Here is a 19,829-nt window from a genome sequence, read left to right on the forward strand (position 1 = left end):
TCAGGCAATGAATCTGAGGTTAGATATAAAGACTCTAAAACTGTGGCCAAATTTTATTGACCACTTGTTATCACATTCAATATTTGATGGTTCTAACCCAGTTCAATCACAATCTATGATTGGAATATCTGACCAGCGAGTTGTGTAATGGGGCGATAAAAAAGCCCGTTTCATGTTCCATGATTTTGTGAGCTTTTCACTTCCTAAAGATAAAGTGCCGACCCCATAACGTTTATTTATAGCATCTAAACACGCCATTACTTCTGGGTTATCTTTACTTACAGAAAACATATCCGCTTGTTGAAATAACTCACTTTCTAATTCTATTGCGCCAATACCGCAGCGATAAAAGCGCGTGTTAGCCTTAAAAATATCATCAATAACACCTGAAACAGCATTGGCTATAACACTGGTATCTGATGTAGGTATAGGGAAATCATAGAGCAACGATTTTTTATAATACACGTCTTCGTGTGGCGAGCTTGCAGCGAATATAACGAGTCGTTTTGCTAATGATTGCTGTTTCCTTAGTTTGCGGCCAACAATCGCTGCATGTGTTACGAGGGCTGATTTTAATGTATTTAAGTCACTTACTCTTTCCCCAAAACTTCTCGTTGAGTAGATTTCTTTTTTATTCTGTTTTACTTCATTCCAACTTAAACAGGCGATGCCGTTAAGCTCACTTACGGTCCTCTCAACAACAACGCTAAACATGCGTCGCATTGCTTTAGGGTTCTGGTTTGCTAAATCCCATGCACTTTTAATCCCCATGACCTTAAGTTTTCTACCGAGTCGAGAGCCAATACCCCAGACATCGGTAACATCCATACGCATAAGGACTTCCTGGCGTGAGATATCATCATTAATAACAGCAACCCCGTTATAACCAGAGAGTTTTTTTGCCGCATGATTGGCTGCTTTAGCTAGCGTAGGCGTAATGCCAAAGCCTACACCAACAGGCAATCCTGTCTCACGCCATACAGCTCGTCGTATTGTGTGTCCGTAATCAGCCCAGTCATTAATGATTTTAGAAAAACCAGTAAAGCGTAAAAATGACTCATCAATACTATAAACATAATGGTCATCGCAAAAACGATTAATAACCGTCATCATTCTCTCACTCAAATCAGCGTAAAGTTCATAATTTGAAGAGCGTACGATGACATTATGCTGCTCTAAATAGGGTTTAATTTTGAAGTAAGGTTCAAATTTCGGGATATTGAGCTTTCTAGCAATAGGACATATGGCACAAATACATCCATCGTTATTTGTCAGAACAACAACGGGTTTAAAGCGAATGGATGGGTCAAATACCTTCTCCGCACTGGCATAAAATGCCACTGCATCTACGAGGGCAAACATCGATTTACCTCAGCTTTATTTCTGTGTAGGCGGATGCTCGCAGTAACGACGCCTTCGAGCTTAAAGTCATCATCATTAGAGATATAAACAGACTTATAATCTTTAGAGGCAGAGATAAGTAAGCGTTTCGATTTATCTATGATTTTACAAACAAACGAACCGTTGTAACTTGCAACAATAATATCGCCGGTACTTACATCCTCAGCTCTATCAATGACTAATAAGTCACCATCGAATATTCCTACTTCTTGCATGGATTGCCCAGAAGCTATACCAATAAAAGTAGCATTCGGGTGTTTAATGATTAGTTCATCGATTGAAATACCGAGCTCTACATATTCTGCGACAGGAGATTCAAAGCCGGTAATGCCTGCTTCTATAAAAATTGGAATAACGAACATACACACCTCAAGCACTGTTTATATATACAGTGTAATTTAAGGTTCAAATTATGCCAAGGTTCTTTTTGTGAAGACGATAGTTTAATTAGATCTGGTATAAGCATGTTTTAGACTTAAAGATTAAAAACCCCTTTAATAACAATTAGTAAAATTACCATCGGTTTGTTAAAATTTCACAAAGGAATTATGAGCTTACTCAAAGCTTATTTTAATTACGGAATAATTTACTGATGACTTTAGTTAAAAACACTATTGTATCTTTTCTGATACTTAGCTTTATTACTGGCTGTTCAGCCTCTAGACACGCCATCATTTCCGGTGACTCTGAATTAACAGATGCTCAAGTGTGTCGAAATTACCTTAATGATAAAGATATCCTCGCTAAAAATTATACCGCCGAAAATACTGATGAAGCGAACTATATCTACGCGCTTAATAGAGAAGTTAAATATAGAGCACTCACTCAGTACAAATGTGAGATATTAGCCGCGCAAGACAGAAAAGAAATCGCTCAAGGCGTTGTTGCAGCTGTCGTTGCGGTAGGTGTCGTTGTTTTAGCTGTTGCGGCAGCAGGAGCTGGCGGGTCAAATAACTATTCTTCTGGTTATGCATGGGACCAGTTTTATGATGGTAACTACAACTTAGTCTGGCGCTGTCGAGATAAGTCTACGGGCCAATTTGCAAATAACAGCGCTTGCTCTGGACAGTATCAAAATGATAATACATGGACTGGGAAGTAGCTTTCCCAATTAATTTTAAAAGCACAATATCTTAGTTCTAAAAATTAAAATTATCAGTAACCACAAATGAGAACTAGCTTATTAACTCATTTATTATATGTGACATATTTAAACTGAAATAGGTACCTAGAATCATAATGAAAGCATCCACAATTTCACTGTTAGCAACACTTATTTTCTCTGCTGCCTCTTCAGCAAATCAAGAAATCGACTCATTTAGCAAAGCTAAACGACTGTTAGAAAAACAAGTTTATAACAACCACCGCGTTACACTTTATTGTGGTGCGACATTTGACGCTAGTAAAAAAGTAACCGCACCGGAGGGCTTTTCTACAACAAAGTACGTCAAACGAGCTAAAAAAATTGAATGGGAACATGTCGTTCCGGCAGAAAACTTTGGTCGTACTTTTAGCGAATGGCGAGATGGACATAAGCAGTGTGTAAATAGTGTGAGGAAGTCATTTAAGGGTCGAAGATGTGCAGAAAAAGTAAATACAGAATACCGTTTTATGCAAGCTGATATGTTCAACCTCTATCCGGCCATTGGTGCCGTGAATGCGCTGAGAAGTAATCATAACTTTACTATGCTTCCAGCGGCTCAAAGCGATTTTGGACGTTGTGCGATGAAGATTGACGACAGCAAAGCTGAGCCACCTGAAATGGCTAGAGGTCAAATTGCGCGTACTTATCTGTATATGGAGAACACCTATAAACGATACAGCATGAGTAAAGCACAAAGCCAGCTAATGAATGCGTGGGATAAAATGTATCCTGTAGATGCTTGGGAATGTACTAGAGCAGAAAAAATTTCAAAGCTACAAAAGAATCAAAATGATGTAGTAAAAAGTCGCTGTGAGAGTAGAGGTCTTTAAACATATCATCTTAATCATGATTTATGAAAGCTTAGAATTAATAATCAATCAAGTGATTTTTAACGTGAAACTCTCAGCTTTTATTAGTTAGTTTTTAATTCAGAATGAGCAGCTTTGAGCGATAACCGGTCATTGAGATTAGCTAAATATAATAGTTAATTGATTGGTCAAACTGCTCTTTACTCATATATTCATGAAAATGAGCTGCTCGCGCATATTGATCTATTTAACTTTACTCAAAAATTTTAGAAAACTTAGTGATAGTAATACCTTAGGTTATTTGTTAAAACTATATAAAGCAGAAAAATGAGCGTTAAGTCGGCAGAAATATGCGCGATAAGCGGACTATAAAATGTTAGTTTTATATTTGAGTTATTCAGAATTAAAGGTGTCAACTAGTTGAAAAATGTACTTATACTTATGGTTGTTGGATTGTATCTGGTAGCTTGTGGCTTTTTCATTGGTGTTACAGATAGAGCGGCTATGTTTGACGGGGTCAAATGGACTGATGTTGGTACTTTAGTTGTTACATCTCTTGGTTTTATTTTTGGTTTCTATACCTACTTTCAATGGTTAAATAACAAGCGAAAGGAGGATTCATATTTAGTCGCCAAAAGATACATCGCTGCTATAGATGAAATAGAAGAAAACTTACATGAGTTGCGATTTCATTATGATCATATATGTCCTACACCAGGATTGATGGTTGAGGATAAAGATGTATCAATCAAACGTATTGAGCATCTTAATATTGTTTGGGGCAACCTATATCAAGCACGGCGAAACCTTTATAAATCTAATAGAGAGCTATCATTCTGGAATGTTTGTCTAGCTAAAGAGGCTGTAGAAGACTACAACTATCGGAGTTTTTCAAGTTAGTTGTCGCCTCAAGTTAAATTTTATGCCGCCCGCATTTCTTCTTTTTTCTCAGGGTTTAAATTTACTTCATTTATCATTGACCAGTCTCGTGACTTTCCTGACCAACGACTTGGGTTATTCAATTTAGCTGCGTCGTTTACCTGCTGACGCTTAGCTAATATTTCTTTATCTAAACCTGAATGACGCTGGTTTGGCGTCACAAATTTTATACCACTGTGAAGGTGCTCATTATTGTACCAATCAACGAACCCACTTACCCATTCTCTTGCTGCGCTTATATCTTCAAATGCCTTTTCTGGGTATTCTGGGCGATACTTTAACGTTTTAAATAACGACTCAGAGTATGGATTGTCATTACTTACTGACGGTCGACTAAATGATGGCACAATCCCTAACTCCTGTAATGTTGCCAGTAATGTCGCGCCTTTCATTGGGCTACCATTATCTGAGTGCAACGTGACTTGCTCGCGCTTTATTTGCTCCCGACTGCAAATATCCTTCATTAAATCTGCGGCTAATTCACTTAACTGTGTGTCGTAAACCTGCCAGCCAACAACCTTTCGACTAAAAATGTCCATCACTAAATATAAGTATAAAAACTGCCCTTTTACGCTCGTTGGTAAATAGGTGATATCCCAAGTGTATACTTCATTTGCACGCACAGCCTTCAATGCTCTTGGCTTTTTCATCGGCTTAGCCGGCTTTACTTTTTCTCTATGCGTTAATAAGTTATGTGCCTTCATGACACGATAAAACGAACTTTCAGACGCTATCCATATGCCCTTATCAAGCAGCTTAGGGACTATTTTACTGGCCGGTAAATGCCCATATTCGGCTGAATTAACCGTATTAATAATGCGCTGCCGCTCTAACTCTGTGAGACGGTTTGGCGGCTGTTTTTTCGTACTCGTCCGTTTGTCAGTCATATCGTCTGCTTCAATCCACCGCTGAACGGTTCTTAGTGTCAGTCCAAGTAACTCACATGCCTTTTCTTTCCTTGCCCCTGAAGCCTGTGCGTTTGTGATAAGCGTTATTAATTCATGTCGCTCAGTCGCTGTTGTTAATCGTCCTCGTTGAAACCCCAAAGTGCATCCGCTTTTTTTTTGAGTACAAGCAGAGCGGCTGTTTCAGCTAAGGCCTTATCTTTACGATTCAGTTCTTTTTGCAGCTGTTTTATCTCTTGCTTAAGCTGTTTACTGTCTGATTTAGCTAGTTTCGTTGTAGGTCCTTGGGCAAAATCTTGCTTCCACTGCTTAATATGATGCGGGTAAAGCCCTTTATTACGACAGTATTCATTAATGGCTGTTTCATCTAAATGACCACAGTCAATGATCGCGCTGAGTCTTTCTTCTAAACTCCAGTCTTGTGGTCGTTTTTCTGCTGTCATTTGGCTACCCGTCTGGTGTGTTTCAAGTTGATGTTTTTTTGCGAGTGCTATCCAACGCTGTAACGTTGAATAACCGACACCTAAATCATCTGCAATATCTTCTAAGCGAACATCATCACATTGAGATAATGCTTTTTCAACCGCTTGAACTTTAAATTCTTGTGTAAATTGACGTCTCATTATATCTGCCTCTATTAAAAGTTAGAGGCGACAACTATCCTGACACAGGGGGCTATTTGAATAAGTCACTGGACAATATTAGTGTGATATCTTCAGTTTTGAACAATCAATTATTCCATTTTGTAAGCAGTAGACAAAATATGGATGGAGTGATTCGAGAGAAGCAAAGGTTTGACGAGTTACATGATTCAGTTCATAAAATCATTCAACATCGCGTTGATTGTGGCTTTAAGTCAATGTTTACCTTCGAAATATAAATGTAACGAAAAAAACGTTCAAGAGTAACTCCAAACGTGTGCTAGTTTTGCTGCGCTCACAATATGGCACACGGTTGTCACACTTTAACGTGGAGTTGAGGCTGCAGAATTACTTTTTTTAAGGAAAACAGCCTGTTTTATGTGTTCCAAATGCATTACCTAATGCTCTAAAAAGGCTTAGAGTGAATTGTAGGAGCTATTTTTTAATTGAATTTGACTGTTGGAGTTATTCTACAGTCTAGTTAGGCAATAAACCAATGGAAGTTTGATGCTCAATAGTAGGTTTTTCGATAAAGATAGAAGTGTTCAAGAGCGGTGGTTTCGAATGAAATTCCACAGAAATTTTGGGCTGCAGATAAAAGCTGTTTTCTTGTGGCGACTTTACCGTAAATTGGAAAAAGAATTTAAAGCAAAAGATAAAGTTATAAACGGAGCTATAGAAATCACAGTGAAAGAATGCAAGAAGGTCAATGAGGAGCTGTTTCCTGCGACAAAGCAGTTTCTAAATATTGGCCTGTATTTCTTGCTTGCTGAGAGAGATATCCAAGCTTTAAAAGCTGATGCTTTCGCTCATCCTAATGAGACAAAAAGGAATATTGCGTTACGTGCACTGCTTTTAACCATTTATGAGTGGGATATGGGAAAAGTTACTGGACGGCGAATGCAGTTTATATACGAATCGACAGGATTGTCTGATTCTTCAAGGAGTATGGTTGTTGATGCCCTAAAAAAATTAAAGAAAGCAAGAAAAGCAATTGAAAATGAAATTTCTGAGGCAAGGCACAACACTATTGCCCATAGAGAGGCCGACGCTCTACATCAGTACGAAATTATCTCAGAGCTGAAAATCATGGATTTTTCCATAGCTTTGACTGGTTTGTACGAAGCATCAGATATGCTGTTGAAGTCTTTGGTAAAAGCGATGCTTGAAATTGGTACGACGGAAAACCTGTTTAATCAGGTGAATTATCGAAAAAAATAGCCTAACAAGCTGCTGCCGACGAGCGGCAGAGTGCAGAGTTACTAATGTCCGCAATTGGCACTGAGCCGAACTTCGGCAAAGAGCGAGAAGCAGACGGTCGAGTAAACTCGTTTTTGGACAGAAACAATTCAGTAACCTTACTAAATTAGCAAATCAATAAATTATCTTAAGTATGACAAACTCGTTTAATGAAGTGTTCAATCTGAGTGGTGCGAGTTACTTGGCTGCGTGTTAGATAATTTAGACTTATCATACTTAACGGATTGAAAGTGATACTGTTCGCTCTGACAAGTTAGCACTACTGACAGATCAACCATTAATTAAATCATAATCTTATGGGTTGGGTTTACCCACAACGCCCCCATATAATTAATGCTTAATACTGAGTAATTTATCGTGGAGGTTGCAGTGGCTGATATTCAGAAAGCATTTATAGATTATCATGATCAAATAAAACTAGGCACATATGATGAAAATAAGGCGTTGCGCGATAAGCGAGACTTACTGATAAATGGGCTTAAAGAGTCTTTACGTGACGAGAAGATTCCTAATACCGAAAAGAAACTGACCTTTTCTAAGATCGATCAAGGCTCTTACTCGATGCATACAGGAGTCAAACCTCTTGATGATGACTATGATATCGATGTTGGGGTGATCTTTGACATCAATACTGATGACTATGATTCAAAAAAATTGAAGAAACTTGTTCGAGATAAACTCGATAAACAAAATAATAGAAACGTTTCATATAACCGACCTTGTATTAGCGTCAACTATGCCGCAGGCTATCATGTTGATATACCTGTATATGCCAAAAATGGCGGAAATATACATATTGCATGGGGCAAAGAAACGTCCTCAGAACACGTCTGGTATGAGTCAGACCCAGAAGGTTTAAAGCAATGGGTCAAGGACGTTTCTAACGATGGTGAGCAAAGAGCACAATTCAGACGCTGTGTGCGATACCTTAAGCGCTGGAAAAACAAAAATTTCACATCTAACGGCAATACTGCTCCCCCTTCAATTGGATTAACAATCCAAGCAAAAACTTCTTTTGTTTACAAAAAAGAAGACGACCTATCTTGCCTTATAGGCATAGCAAAGAGTATTCGTGATAGCTTTACTTTATCGTTTAGTGTTGATGATATGAAGTTTTATAAAGTCGTGGATGTGCCACTACCAGTTGCGCCAGGCAAAAACGTTTACTATAAGATGACTAAAAAGCAACTTGATAACTACTATAACAAAGTTGATGAACTAGTCGAAGCGTTGGAGGCCGCTCAAGAAGAAGAGAGTCTCTCGGAGAGTAGTACAATTTTAAACAAGGTATTTGGCGACTTCCCTGTGATAAGCGACGCTGTTAAATCGAATAAGCAGCCCTACTTGCCTACAGGCATGAGTGCATGACCCCAGAAATAATAGCTGGCTTGATTGAAAGCATCACATTCAATCAGCTTATTTCGAAACAGCAAGTCGATGAAAGAACCTTTGACTTTGAACTACAAGGGCGATCCATTAAATGGAACGTCCGCCTGTACTTCTACCTAACATTCCCATTTAGCTTACCTCTTGCGCAAATCCTCAATGAAGAATACATAGGCAAAATGCCACATGTGAATTCGAAAGGAACTTTATGTGTTGAAGAGGGAGATTCGATACTAGTTGATTATCATTCACCAAGTGAGATTATCGAAACGTTCTTATGCCAAACTTTAAAAACTCTAGAACGCTCCTCTTTGCGGGTATTTAAAGGTGAATTGTATGATGAACTAGAAGGCTTTATACATGGCGCAGATACCATTAACTCCTTCTACAGAGCAGGTAGCTCGGTAGAAAAGTTAGTTCTACGTATAGCACCATCAAGCAACCTATTAGCTCCTTCCGACATAAATCCTATAGCTTTAGCCAAAAGCACAAGCGATATACCTTGCGGGTTCAGCAACACCCAAGCACTAAATAAACACCAATTAGTGAATATCGTTCACATTCCCCTAAGTGCTCCAGTTGTTCCGTCTACAACAAGCGAATCAGCGTCCCGTTTCATTTCAGAGTTAAAACAGCAGATATCAGAAGAAAACTCAAAAATACTTATAAAGCTGTTGGGACAAAATTCTAAGAAACAACGCCAATTTTTTGTTTTGGTAAGTATGCCAAGAAGCTCTAGAGAGAGAAGTGAGTTTATCTGTCAGTTCAAAGCTAAAGCACCAGCGCTACACCCAATTCTCACTGATAGTACAGATTGGCAACTGAAGTTTTTCCTTTTGAATAGGCATAACAAAGAATACCTACTCGAAAGAGGCGGAGCCAATTTAAGCATAAACAACAAAACAGTAGCAGTGGTAGGGTGTGGCTCTGTAGGTAGTGAAATTGCTATGTTAATAGCCAAATCAGGTGTAGGGGCTATTAAACTGATCGATGACGATTTACTTGATGCAGACAATATCTATAGGCATAGCCTTGGTGGTCGCTACTTAAACTTCAGTCCTTCTGTCAAGGATAGAAAAGTGCGAAAGATATCTAAGGTGAGAGCATTAGCAAAAGAAATTAGGGTAAATATTCCCCATATTCACGTTGAAGCTTGCCAGTATTCACTTTCAGCTCACAACGTAAAAAGCGTAATGAAAGGGGTAGATATTGTTATTGTAGCTATTGGAAATCCATCCATCAGTCTATTACTCAATCGCAGCTTGAAAGAGCATCAATTCAACAATGTTATTTATTGCTGGAATGAGCCCGATGGTTACGGTGGGCACTCTGTTGCTCTAAATTTAGATCAAGTTTGTCTTGAGTGTGTTTTATACAAAAAAAGTAGTCCGAGCACTTCTATAAATTTAGTTGAGTTCGGACAAGCTATATCCAAAAACTTAACAGGTTGCGCGGGTGTTTTTACACCATTCTCTTACTTAGATTCAACTAAAACCGCCTCAGCAGCAGCTCAGCAAGCTATTACTTTTTTAACTTCGGGTAAAATGGAACCAAAAGTAACATCATGGAAAGGTATTGATAAAGGCACCTTACAAACAACTAATAGATTTAAAAGTATGGCATTGATGGAAGAAATAAGTTTATCAAAAAACGATGAGTGTATATGTTGTGACAGTAATAACTGAGAATTGGTTAATTGAGTCAGATGAATATGGGAATATAGTAATTGACTCAGAAGTAATTAATACCCTGATTAGTTACAGGCAACTAGGTAAGCATGATTGTGAGGCAGGAGGAGCACTTATGGGCTGTCTACGGGGAAACAATGAAATTGAGGTAAATGACTTAACGTTACCTCAACCAAGTGATAAAAGAACTAGGTACTCATTTTTTCGCTCGAATGCTCATAACAAAATTTTAAATGGAAAATGGAAAGCTAGTAATGGGGAGGCGTACCTAGTTGGCCTTTGGCATACACACCCTGAACCAACGCCTGAGTACTCTAATGAGGATAAGAAAGATTGGCATAAAGTCTTAAAACAAGGTCAATATGAAGGCCAGTCGTTAATTTTTATTATCGTTGGGCACAAAGACATTCGACTCTGGATAAGCAACAACAAAAATTATAAAATAACACTTCTAGGAGAGTATTCTCTTAAAAATAGTGTTCATAAAGGGTAGTGGCAGAATGATTATATGAAATATTATTTCAATAAAGTTTTTAATTGGTATTTTAAACCAAAGACTTTAGAAAACCGACTTTGGAAGTTAGCTCTGCTTCTTCTATCAACAGGAATCTGTGGTGGGCTATATAGTGCAATTAATGTGACTTGGAAGTACTCTGACACACAGAGTATAAGTACAGGGTATTCTACGCAAGATTCAGTAACCGCCATGATTACATACTCAGCTTTTTTAATAGGTATTATATCAGCTTTTCTGGCATCTTATTTAGGTTTTAAACGTGAGCGACGAAATCCAAATATATTCATTGAGCACATAGGCCTTAGATATCCCAAAAATCAAAGTTTAACCGAAGCAGCAAAAAAGAAAACAGGGCTAGGAAGTAGTCTATACATAGACATATCAAATTATTATAATCAGGGGCTATTAGTTTCAAATAAACAGGCTTTAGACTATTCCCTTGCTTGTTTCAAAAACACGTTCTCGAATTTGATGCGAAATGCAGATACAACCAATGTCACATTGCACTATGGTGGTACACCATCTGTTCCTATTGGTTTCGTACTTGGACACTCTATAGGTAATACTTCTAAAGTTTCTTTATGGGATTTTGATCGCGATAAATCAGAGTGGTATGCCCTTGAAGACACCCCATCAGACTTGAATGTTCCAATTATAAATTGGGAGGATTATAAGAAAACAGAAGATGTTTGTTTACTAATGGGAATTTCTTTTGAAGTTTCTCATCAACAAGTTGGTAGTTTATTAAATGGAAGAGGTATTGTATCCGTAAGTATGCCTGAAGTTAAGTATGACAGTATGTCTAGCCTTGATAAAATCGAGGGGTTTCAGCAGAAGTTTAGAGAGATTTTGAAAACATTTAATACTGATGGAGTTAAGCGAGTTCATATATTTTGTGCCGCGCAGTCATCATTTAATTTCGCAATGGGACGACAAGTTGAGCGCAACCATCCAGAATGCATAGTTTATGAATACGTCAATAACTCAGATCAAACTACTCAATATCCCTGGGGCGTTTTATTTAACGTTCAAGGACAAGAACCTTCTATTATCGAAACATAGAGCGGTAATAGTGAGGGCTGATAAATTTTTATATCGCAAAACCGGATGAACAAAATGCAAAAGCCCCATTATTCTAACTAATAATGGGGCAGAAACGAGTTACGGCTGATAGTCGGCTTATGGCACGTAGCGGCCGAAAAAACTAGTCCAAAAAGTTATCAGCCTTACAGTCTCATTTTTATACTTTGTTGTGTAATTTCAATCCACGTTGCCCTGCTACACTAAGATACAGTTTTCGTAAACTCACTCCAAATACGTTTGAAATTCATAAATACAACATTTTCTTATACGTCCCTAACAAACCGCTCACGGTTTACGAAAAACACCTCATTCCTTTAAAACCCTGCGATAAACGTATCAACAAAGTGTTTAAATTTATCCGTTATTACAGGCAGCATTTTTCTGCGCTGTAAAAGGCTGGGTTTGGTTTCTAGTACATCAGCAAAGTCATCCCTTAATGGCATTTCGTCACTTAGCTCATAACGCGTTACTAGCTTTTCTAAGCGTTCTTGGTTTAGCTTTTGCTCGTGGGCAAACTTCTCAAGCTCTAGGCGCTTTTCTTTCTCCCAATAAAGCTCAAACTCTTCATCAACGTCAGCACTGGCAGGTATACCTTGTAAGTGCTCATCCATAAACTTATCTATAAGTGCTTTTTTACTTAATAAGGTTGGGTCGGTGGCTATCAGGTTTGCTATTACTTGACGTTTACGGGCTTTTTCGTCGCCGCTTTCTTCGCCGTGTAACTCTCGTAATAACTGCAAAATATAGGTTACATTTACTATATCACTGTGTAGTAGCTCTAGTTCAAAATCAACGTCATCTAAAACCGATACTTTCTCTTTACTTGAGTTCTCACGTAGCTGCCTGCCAAGGTCGGCATACTTACTCGTATAATCCTGAAACTCTTGCTCGCCCATCGCGGTAGAGTCCATATCAAAGTCAGCAAAGTTGCTTAACATGTTCTTTAAGCGCATAAGCTCACGAAACTGCCTCACAAACAACGCCTGAGCTTCTTCATCAGGTAAAGTATCAACTGAGTCAACGGTAGGCGTAATTGCTATTAGCGCACCATAGGCGTCGTTAAAATCGGCTAGCAGCTCATTATACGAAGGGGTTTCTATATATTCTTTAGGCTGCTTGTTTGAAAACAGTGTAAAAGCAATGTCAGCAGCTTTTTTAAGGTTTCTAAAACACACTATATTACCGTGCGATTTAGTTTCACCCAATAATCGGTTGGTGCGCGAGAAGGCCTGCACCAAACCATGATATTTAAGGTTTTTATCAACGTACAACGTATTGAGTTTTGGGGCATCAAAGCCTGTTAAAAACATATTCACCACCAGCAATATATCAATCTCTTTGGCTTTAACACGCTTAGATATATTTTTGTAGTAGTCATCAAATAACTTGCCATCTTTAGTGGAGTAGCTTGTACCAAACATAGCATTGTAGTCGTTAATGAATGAGTCTAACTTATCGCGGCTATGTAGCTTAACGGCTTGCCCTTCATTTAAATACTTAACAGAGGTTTCTTTAATCCTTGGTGCATCACTATTACCTAGTTCGTATTCTTCCTCTTCATTAGCCTCATAGCTAAATATGGTGGCAATTTTAAGATTATGTTTTCCCTGTGCCTTTTTCGCTGCAAATAGCTCATAGTATTGAATAAGCTCAGCCACACTTGAAACACAAAACATAGCGTTAAACTCACGACTATGCGTTTTACGATTATGCTGGGAAATAATGTAATCGGTTATTTTATCTAAGCGCGCAGGAGAGGTTAAAAGCTCTTTGGTGTCGATGTCTTCAACTTCAATGTCTAGGTTGTTGTTAGAGCCATCTTTGTATTGGTAACGCCCAACATACTCAATAGCAAACTTAAGCACGTTAGCGTCGCGTATCGCATCCACAATTACATACGGGTGTAGGCATTCACCAAACAAATCTTTAGTGGTGCGCTTAACTGAATTTTTAGCAACGGCATTGTCGGCAAATATAGGCGTACCCGTAAAACCAAACAACTGCGCGTTATTAAAAAATTCGGTAATGTTTTTATGCGTATCGCCAAATTGACTGCGGTGGCACTCGTCAAATATAAACACAATGCGCTTATCCTGCAGGCTTTGCATTTCTTTTAAGTAGCGCTGTTTAGTCACCACGTTATTAAGCTTTTGTAGTGTAGTTACCACCAGCTTAGTATTACGGTTTTGGTTAACTTTTCTGCCTTTCATAGGCTTATCTAACAGCTGGTGGAACAACATACTTGTGTTGTCAGTGCTGTCTACAGAGCCCTTTACAAACGCATTAAACTCAAGCGCTGTTTGGTAGTCTAGGTCTTTACGGTCAACTACAAACACAACTTTATCAACCTCACTCAGAGAGGTCATAATCTGTGCGGCTTTAAACGAGGTTAATGTTTTACCTGAGCCCGTTGTATGCCAAATATAGCCATTATCAGTTGTGGTTTTAACTTGCTCTACAATCGCCTCAACTGCATAAAACTGGTACGGCCTAAGCACCATTAAGTACTTACCTGTTTCATTAAGCACAATGTACTTAGTGAGCATATGCGTTAGGTGGGAAGGCGTTAAAAACGCTTCGGCAAAGTCATGCAACTGGCTTATTTTATTGTTTTCGCTATCAGTCCAGTCAAAGGTTTGCTTAGCCGACATTTCACTGTTGTTAGAAAAGTACTGGCTATTAACTCCATTCGACATAACAAACAGCTGCACATAGTTAAACAAACCATGGTTGGCATGAAACGAATGCTTTTGATAACGCTTAATTTGGTTAAACGCTTCTTTTAGTTCAATACCACGGCGCTTTAATTCTACTTGTACCAGCGGAAAACCATTCACTAATAGCGTTACATCGTATCGGTTAGTGTACGTGCCCTTTATCGTTATTTGCTGAGCTACCTGAAAGCTGTTTTGCTGCGGATCATCGAACAACAAGGTTAAGTGCATGCTGTCGCCATCATCAAGTGCTACATCAAGCTGGTCGCGCAGTATTTTGGCTTTAGCAAATATATTACCTTTACCAAGCTTACCGAGTATTTGTGTAAACTCAGTATCACTCAGCTTGCAGTTATTTACTTTTTCTAGCTGGTGTTTAAGGTTAGCTTCAAGAGCGGCGTTATCCTTTAAAACTACGCGCGTAAAACCTTGCTCGCTAAGTTGTGCAATTAAGTCATCTTCTAATTGTTGTTCACTTTGGTAAGTCATTATATCTACAATTCCTTGGTACTAGCCTTATGCAATACATTCATAGCTTGTTGCTAATCTTTGTGTAACTTATAACCCTGTTCTGGGTGGTTCGGTATTGTTGGATAGGCCAAAAATAATACCTGCTCTTTAACCATCTCACGTAAGTAATTCTTTCTCAATGTATCTGTATTCATGTTAAGCAATTGCGCTATATCGCTAAGCCTTAAGCAATTAGGAGCCGACTTAGTACATAAATCAATTATCGCTTTTTGTACATCAGGCTTTTGTTTACGTCCTGAATTTTGGGCAATAGGCGATGCTATTTCTTTGAGTTCAAGCCAAAAGTTAGAAGCACTTAAATCGAACTCCGGCACTGGCGGATTGAGCTCCGGCACTAACTCCGGCACTGGCGGGTTAAGCTCCGGCATTGGCTCTGTTAAGTCCGGCACTTCATTAATTTTTTTACTACCAATCAAGGGCAACGCTGCCTGACTAGGTGATAATACAAAGCTAATGTTCCTACCAGCCTCATTGTCTGGCGTTGGCACTTCTATCCCTTTTAAATGATATATCTTGCCTCGGTGCTGGCCTGCCGACTCCAAGTACCCTGCATTAACTAACTGACTTAACGCAAGTGTCACTTCTCTCGTATGCTCTGAAGTGAGCGAACAAATACGCTCGTGGTTAAACCATGACTCAGTAATAGCGGTCATTAAAATGGTGCGTTTTAGCTCGCTTAGTTTGTTATAACCTTCACCATACGTTTCAATTAGGCGTTGGTGTAACTCTGGCGATACCATGTTTACCATACGCAACTCTAATAAGGTTTGGTTTAACTCGTCTTTTTCGTACAAATGTGGGGGCTGCCAGTTTTGCGCTTTACAATTACTGTATATTTTAGGAATACCCGAGCCTGCTTTTTCACTCAAACCAATATTTAAAAACATTTGATGAATAGCGGGATTACGGCACTGGCTATTACCGCCTGCTTTAGCTTCATGTACAGGCACTCGCATAAGCCCTGCATTTCTAAAGCCGATAAAGTCAGGGTGTTTTTCAATTAAAATATTACTTTCGGTACTAAAGTCTGCATGTGCGAGTGTATTAACAAGTGCTTCACGAATAGCCTCATGCGCTGGGGTTGTATCTTGCCGTTGCCCGCCATCGGTTAGGTTAAAGCCTACTTTTAAATCTACCGTGAGCTTACGGTAAACCTTACGATAAAAGTCAAAAGCATTTCCCGACCAAGAACCATCGGTATAAATTCGGTCTATCCAGCGGTGTGTACTGTCGTCTTTTTCTTGATAATCGAGTGCAAAACTTGGTAGTGCGTCTTGAATCGCATCCCACTTACCAAACATTACCAGGCCTGCAAGGGTTAAGCCTGCCTTGCCTGTTGCGCGGTCTTTTTGCCAGCCACGTATTGAACGCAAAAACTCTTGGTCGCTTAATTCTAAAAAAGGATGTTGTGGTTTGGCGTCAATAAACATTTGCCTGTAAATACGCAAGCTTTCGGGGTCTATATCGTCTAAGGTAAAGTGCTCTAAAATGCGGTTATCACGCACTTCCTCTTGCTCTGCCAGCATTTTATTTACTGCCGGTGGCAAACACTTTTGATCGGCCTCGTAACGGCGCTGATAGGTCCCATTAAGTGGGTTTGCATTCATAAATACAGGGCGGCTTTGCCGCGGAGCGCGCGGCACAGTAATCGCAATAACCGACTGGCCTTCAAGTGTTTCAATCCGTACGTCGCTTTCGCTGAGTAAATTAACACTCACTTTATTTGGGTTGTTAACCGTATCCCAAATATTCTTAATTAGCGGCGCGGGGTTTGTTATACCCTCAACCGTAAACGTGCCTTTTTTTTCTTTAATGCCCAATAAAATTAAGCCACCACGGGTATTGGCAAACGCGCTATAGGTTTCCCACATATCGTTAGGCACTGCACCATGGCCATCGCGGCCACTCGCCTGCTTACACTCAACCTCTACGCTTTCTTGCAAAGTTTGAATATCAATAATATTCGCTATTGGGTTGTCGTTAATTTTATTAGTCATTATTTCTCACACAAACATTTGCTGTAGTAAGCCTTTTTTAAATAGCTTAGTTTGTTCAATTTGATCGTTAACAGCGTTTATTTTTTTATCGAGCGATTGTAAGGATTGCGCTATTTTTTGCTGCTCAGCTTCGCAAGGTATTTCAACTTTTAAGCTTTTTAAATGTGTTGAATATAAATGAATTACTGAACTACCTTGAGATAATGAAGCTATTTCTCGCTTCTTGGCCGAGTTAAAATAATAAGATAAAAAAACTCCATTTAACGGAGTCCGTATAACAGTTAGATCACCGCTATAAGCTACACCACTTAACTTTACACATGCTGCGGTTGCAATGTCCCATTGAGTTTCACCTGATGATGGGACTATAACGTCATTTGCTTTACTAAAAAGTAAACTCTTTATCGGTAAACTTGTTGCAGAAACAACTGATTCTATAACCTCACCGTAAGTAGTATACAGTTCACCATAACGAATACAGGGAGTTATACCATCAATTGATATATCAGCTTTCGATATACTCTTACCTTTTGTAAAAGTAGCTATATCACCTAACAACTTTTCTTCCCACTCAGGAAAAGCGTTTCCATCATCGTCTTTAAAACGAATTTGTTGGCTAAAAATTTGTTGCATTACGCCTTTTTTATAGTCTTTTAATAAGCGGTGCTTTTCAGTTAGCTGGCTGATTTTAGTATCAACTGAAGTGAGGAAGTTAGCTATTTTTTGTTGTTCTAAGCTCGACTTAGGAAAGTGAGCTTTGTATGTTCGTAAATAATCTGTAGTAACACGTTTCTGTCCTGCTGAACCTTGCATATTCTGTTCACCAACAAAACGAAACTTAGGTGTACTCAATAAATAATGTATAAATGATGGTGAGTTACCTTCTTTTGCTCTTAGAACATGGAATTCAGTGCTACCGAAACCGACACCATTAACGAGACCTTGCAATAAAGCCCCTTTACCATTTTCAAAGCAAGGTGTAATTTTAGCAAAAATCGCATCCCCATCTTGAAAACCTGTAAAACCTTTGCAATAGCTCTCGTACAGAACAGTTTCAGAGTAAGAAAGCTTAGCCTCTTCTGTTACTGCATTCATAGGTATAAATGAAACCTTACCATCAACTGGTTCAATAGGTTTTGGTGGATTTATATAGCAGAAGTGAGATAGTTTATTTTCACTCCAGTCACTTTGAAAACATTGAAACCTAAGTTTAGGTATTACTGCGCTCATTTTACTATCCCAAATGGAATTTCAACCCCTAGCTCATCACAAAAATCAGCAATTATTTTATCCGTTTCAAGCATCGCTTTATCATTTGCCACCAGCTGCTGCGCAACCTCTCTCAAATCAACAAGCGCTTCATCTTCAAAGGTATCTACGTAACGCGGAATATTAAGGTTGTAATCGTTCTCTGCTAAATCGGTTTGTGTAGCTGCGAACGCATATTTATCAATAAAATCGCGTTTGCTTACGGCATCTAAAATGCGTTGTAAGTCTTCCTCGCTCATTACGTTGTTGTTAGTGCCTTTTTCAAAGTGATTACTGGCATCTATAAACAATACATTATCGTCAGCTTTACGGTGTTTTTTTAGCACCAACACACAAGTAGGAATAGACGTGCCAAAAAAGATATTAGCAGGTAAGCCTATTACCATATCAAGGTAGTTTTTTTCTTTAATAAGGTGTTTACGTATATGCCCTTCGGCAGCACCACGAAACAACACGCCATGCGGTAATACCACCGCCATTGTGCCGTTGTCGGCAAGCTGGTGGATCATGTGTTGTACAAAAGCAAAGTCGGCTTTGCCTTTTGGTGCCAGCTTGCCGTAGTCGGCAAAGCGCTCGTTATTCATGTGTAGCGGGTTGGCAGACCAGTCCGCCGAAAATGGCGGATTAGCTACCACAGCACTAAAGCGTTGCTCAAAGTGTGCGGGAACTTCTAACGTGTCGTCGTTTTGAATGTCGAACCTTGTGTAATGCACGTCGTGCATAATCATGTTCATACGGGCTAGGTTGTAAGTACTTGGGTTTTGCTCTTGTCCGTAAAACTTTAAATCGGGGTTATTAGCTTCTTTTGCAACACGTAACAACAATGAGCCAGAGCCACAGGTAGGATCGTAAACCGATTTAATGTGCGGGTTATTTAAAGTTACTAATTTTGCTAATAACTTAGATACCATTTGCGGAGTATAAAACTCACCTGCTTTTTTACCCGCGCCACTAGCAAACATACCAATAAGGTATTCGTAAGCATCGCCAAGTATGTCTATTTCGCTACTTTCTAGGTGAAAGTCGATGTTATCAAGGTGCTCTAATACTTTGGCTATTAACTTATTACGCGCATCCGGTGTTTTACCTAGTTTGTTAGAGGTTAGGTCTAGGTCATCAAACAAACCGTTAAAGTCATCAGCGCTGTCTACGCCCATAGTACTTTGCTCAATATGGTTAAGCACGTTGGTTACATCATCAAGTATAAACTTATCGTTAGCACCGCGTTCAGCAAGTACATGAAAAAGCTCTGCAGGTTTTAAAAAGTAGCCAAGCTTATCAAGTGTCTCTTCTTTTACAGCTTCAAGGTACTCTTGGCCCTCTGCTGTTGTTTCGTCAATTTTAGCAAATACAATACCGTCTTCACTCAGTAGCTGATCGGCATAAGTGTTGAGCTTGTCAGAAAGATACTTATAAAAAATAAGCCCAAGTATGTAATCGCGAAAGTCATCAGCCGACATATTGCCACGTAAGCTGTTAGCGATATTCCAAAGCTGCTTTTTTAATTCTTGTTGGTGTTGTTGAACCATTAATCTAATCTCTTTA

General features: G+C 39.0%; 15 protein-coding genes. 8 read left to right on the top strand and 7 right to left on the bottom strand.

Going from position 1 to position 19,829, the window contains the following annotated elements; all coding sequences use genetic code 11:
• Window positions 1-102: 102 nt before the first annotated feature.
• Both PNIG_RS19765 and PNIG_RS19770 read right to left on the bottom strand, forming a co-directional pair.
• On the bottom strand, window positions 103-1,362 hold the full coding sequence (locus tag PNIG_RS19765) for a Y-family DNA polymerase (protein WP_086996359.1): 1,260 nt from the start codon (window positions 1,360-1,362) through the stop codon (window positions 103-105).
• Complete coding sequence (locus PNIG_RS19770; RefSeq protein ID WP_086996362.1) at window positions 1,347-1,763, bottom strand: LexA family protein; 417 nt, start codon at window positions 1,761-1,763, stop codon at window positions 1,347-1,349. Before PNIG_RS19770 ends, PNIG_RS19765 begins: the two co-directional genes overlap by 16 nt.
• A 230-nt stretch (window positions 1,764-1,993) precedes the next feature.
• Between PNIG_RS19770 and PNIG_RS19775 the strand changes: the two genes are divergently transcribed.
• The 3 genes from PNIG_RS19775 (at window position 1,994) to PNIG_RS19785 (ending at window position 4,254) form a co-directional block, all read left to right on the top strand.
• A complete protein-coding gene (locus tag PNIG_RS19775) occupies window positions 1,994-2,503 on the top strand; it encodes a hypothetical protein (protein ID WP_086996365.1) in 510 nt (169 codons plus the stop codon).
• Between the two features lie 137 nt (window positions 2,504-2,640).
• On the top strand, window positions 2,641-3,375 hold the full coding sequence (locus tag PNIG_RS19780) for an endonuclease (RefSeq protein WP_086996368.1): 735 nt from the start codon (window positions 2,641-2,643) through the stop codon (window positions 3,373-3,375).
• Between the two features lie 399 nt (window positions 3,376-3,774).
• Window positions 3,775-4,254, top strand: coding sequence for a hypothetical protein (locus tag PNIG_RS19785; RefSeq protein ID WP_218564894.1), 480 nt, complete (start codon window positions 3,775-3,777; stop codon window positions 4,252-4,254).
• Window positions 4,255-4,274: 20 nt separating this feature from the next.
• Here the strand turns inward: PNIG_RS19785 and PNIG_RS19790 are convergent.
• Window positions 4,275-5,821 (bottom strand): IS3 family transposase gene (locus tag PNIG_RS19790; protein ID WP_089367662.1). Its coding sequence is split into 2 segments (ribosomal slippage): window positions 4,275-5,341 and window positions 5,341-5,821, totalling 1,548 coding nucleotides; the frame shifts between segments, so codons are not numbered across the junction.
• A 582-nt stretch (window positions 5,822-6,403) separates the two neighbouring features.
• On the opposite strand from PNIG_RS19790, the gene PNIG_RS19795 reads away from it, so the two are divergent.
• The 5 genes from PNIG_RS19795 to PNIG_RS19815 all read left to right on the top strand — a co-directional run bounded on the left by PNIG_RS19795 (window position 6,404) and on the right by PNIG_RS19815 (window position 11,752).
• The gene (locus PNIG_RS19795) at window positions 6,404-7,060 is read left to right on the top strand and encodes a hypothetical protein (protein WP_140391187.1); all 657 of its coding nucleotides are present in this window, start codon (window positions 6,404-6,406) and stop codon (window positions 7,058-7,060) included.
• A 408-nt stretch (window positions 7,061-7,468) separates the two neighbouring features.
• Window positions 7,469-8,467 (top strand): nucleotidyltransferase domain-containing protein, encoded by a 999-nt coding sequence (locus PNIG_RS19800; protein WP_086996406.1) that lies wholly within the window; start codon window positions 7,469-7,471, stop codon window positions 8,465-8,467.
• Window positions 8,464-10,170, top strand: a complete 1,707-nt coding sequence (locus tag PNIG_RS19805; protein ID WP_086996374.1) for a ThiF family adenylyltransferase — start codon at window positions 8,464-8,466, stop codon at window positions 10,168-10,170. Before PNIG_RS19800 ends, PNIG_RS19805 begins: the two co-directional genes overlap by 4 nt.
• On the top strand, window positions 10,154-10,666 hold the full coding sequence (locus PNIG_RS19810; RefSeq protein ID WP_115121855.1) for a Mov34/MPN/PAD-1 family protein: 513 nt from the start codon (window positions 10,154-10,156) through the stop codon (window positions 10,664-10,666). The genes PNIG_RS19805 and PNIG_RS19810 overlap by 17 nt, the downstream gene beginning before the upstream one ends.
• Window positions 10,667-10,681: 15 nt before the next feature.
• Window positions 10,682-11,752: an SAVED domain-containing protein gene (locus tag PNIG_RS19815; protein ID WP_086996380.1), complete on the top strand. Its 1,071-nt coding sequence runs from the start codon at window positions 10,682-10,684 to the stop codon at window positions 11,750-11,752.
• A gap of 335 nt (window positions 11,753-12,087) precedes the next feature.
• Here PNIG_RS19815 and PNIG_RS19820 read toward each other — a convergent pair whose 3' ends face one another.
• Genes PNIG_RS19820 through PNIG_RS19835 form a run of 4 tightly spaced genes read right to left on the bottom strand, consistent with a single transcriptional unit; the run spans window position 12,088 to window position 19,813 of the window.
• Window positions 12,088-14,976 carry a type I restriction endonuclease subunit R gene (locus PNIG_RS19820; RefSeq protein ID WP_089369354.1) on the bottom strand — a complete coding sequence of 963 codons (2,889 nt, stop codon included), beginning with the start codon at window positions 14,974-14,976 and terminating at the stop codon, window positions 12,088-12,090.
• Between the two features lie 53 nt (window positions 14,977-15,029).
• Window positions 15,030-17,015: an ATP-binding protein gene (locus PNIG_RS19825; RefSeq protein WP_089369355.1), complete on the bottom strand. Its 1,986-nt coding sequence runs from the start codon at window positions 17,013-17,015 to the stop codon at window positions 15,030-15,032.
• A gap of 6 nt (window positions 17,016-17,021) precedes the next feature.
• Window positions 17,022-18,245, bottom strand: a complete 1,224-nt coding sequence (locus tag PNIG_RS19830; RefSeq protein ID WP_089369356.1) for a restriction endonuclease subunit S — start codon at window positions 18,243-18,245, stop codon at window positions 17,022-17,024.
• The gene (locus PNIG_RS19835; RefSeq protein WP_089369357.1) at window positions 18,242-19,813 is read right to left on the bottom strand and encodes a type I restriction-modification system subunit M; all 1,572 of its coding nucleotides are present in this window, start codon (window positions 19,811-19,813) and stop codon (window positions 18,242-18,244) included. Before PNIG_RS19835 ends, PNIG_RS19830 begins: the two co-directional genes overlap by 4 nt.
• Window positions 19,814-19,829: the final 16 nt, after the last annotated feature.

Source organism: Pseudoalteromonas nigrifaciens (assembly GCF_002221505.1).
Classification (GTDB): domain Bacteria; phylum Pseudomonadota; class Gammaproteobacteria; order Enterobacterales; family Alteromonadaceae; genus Pseudoalteromonas; species Pseudoalteromonas nigrifaciens.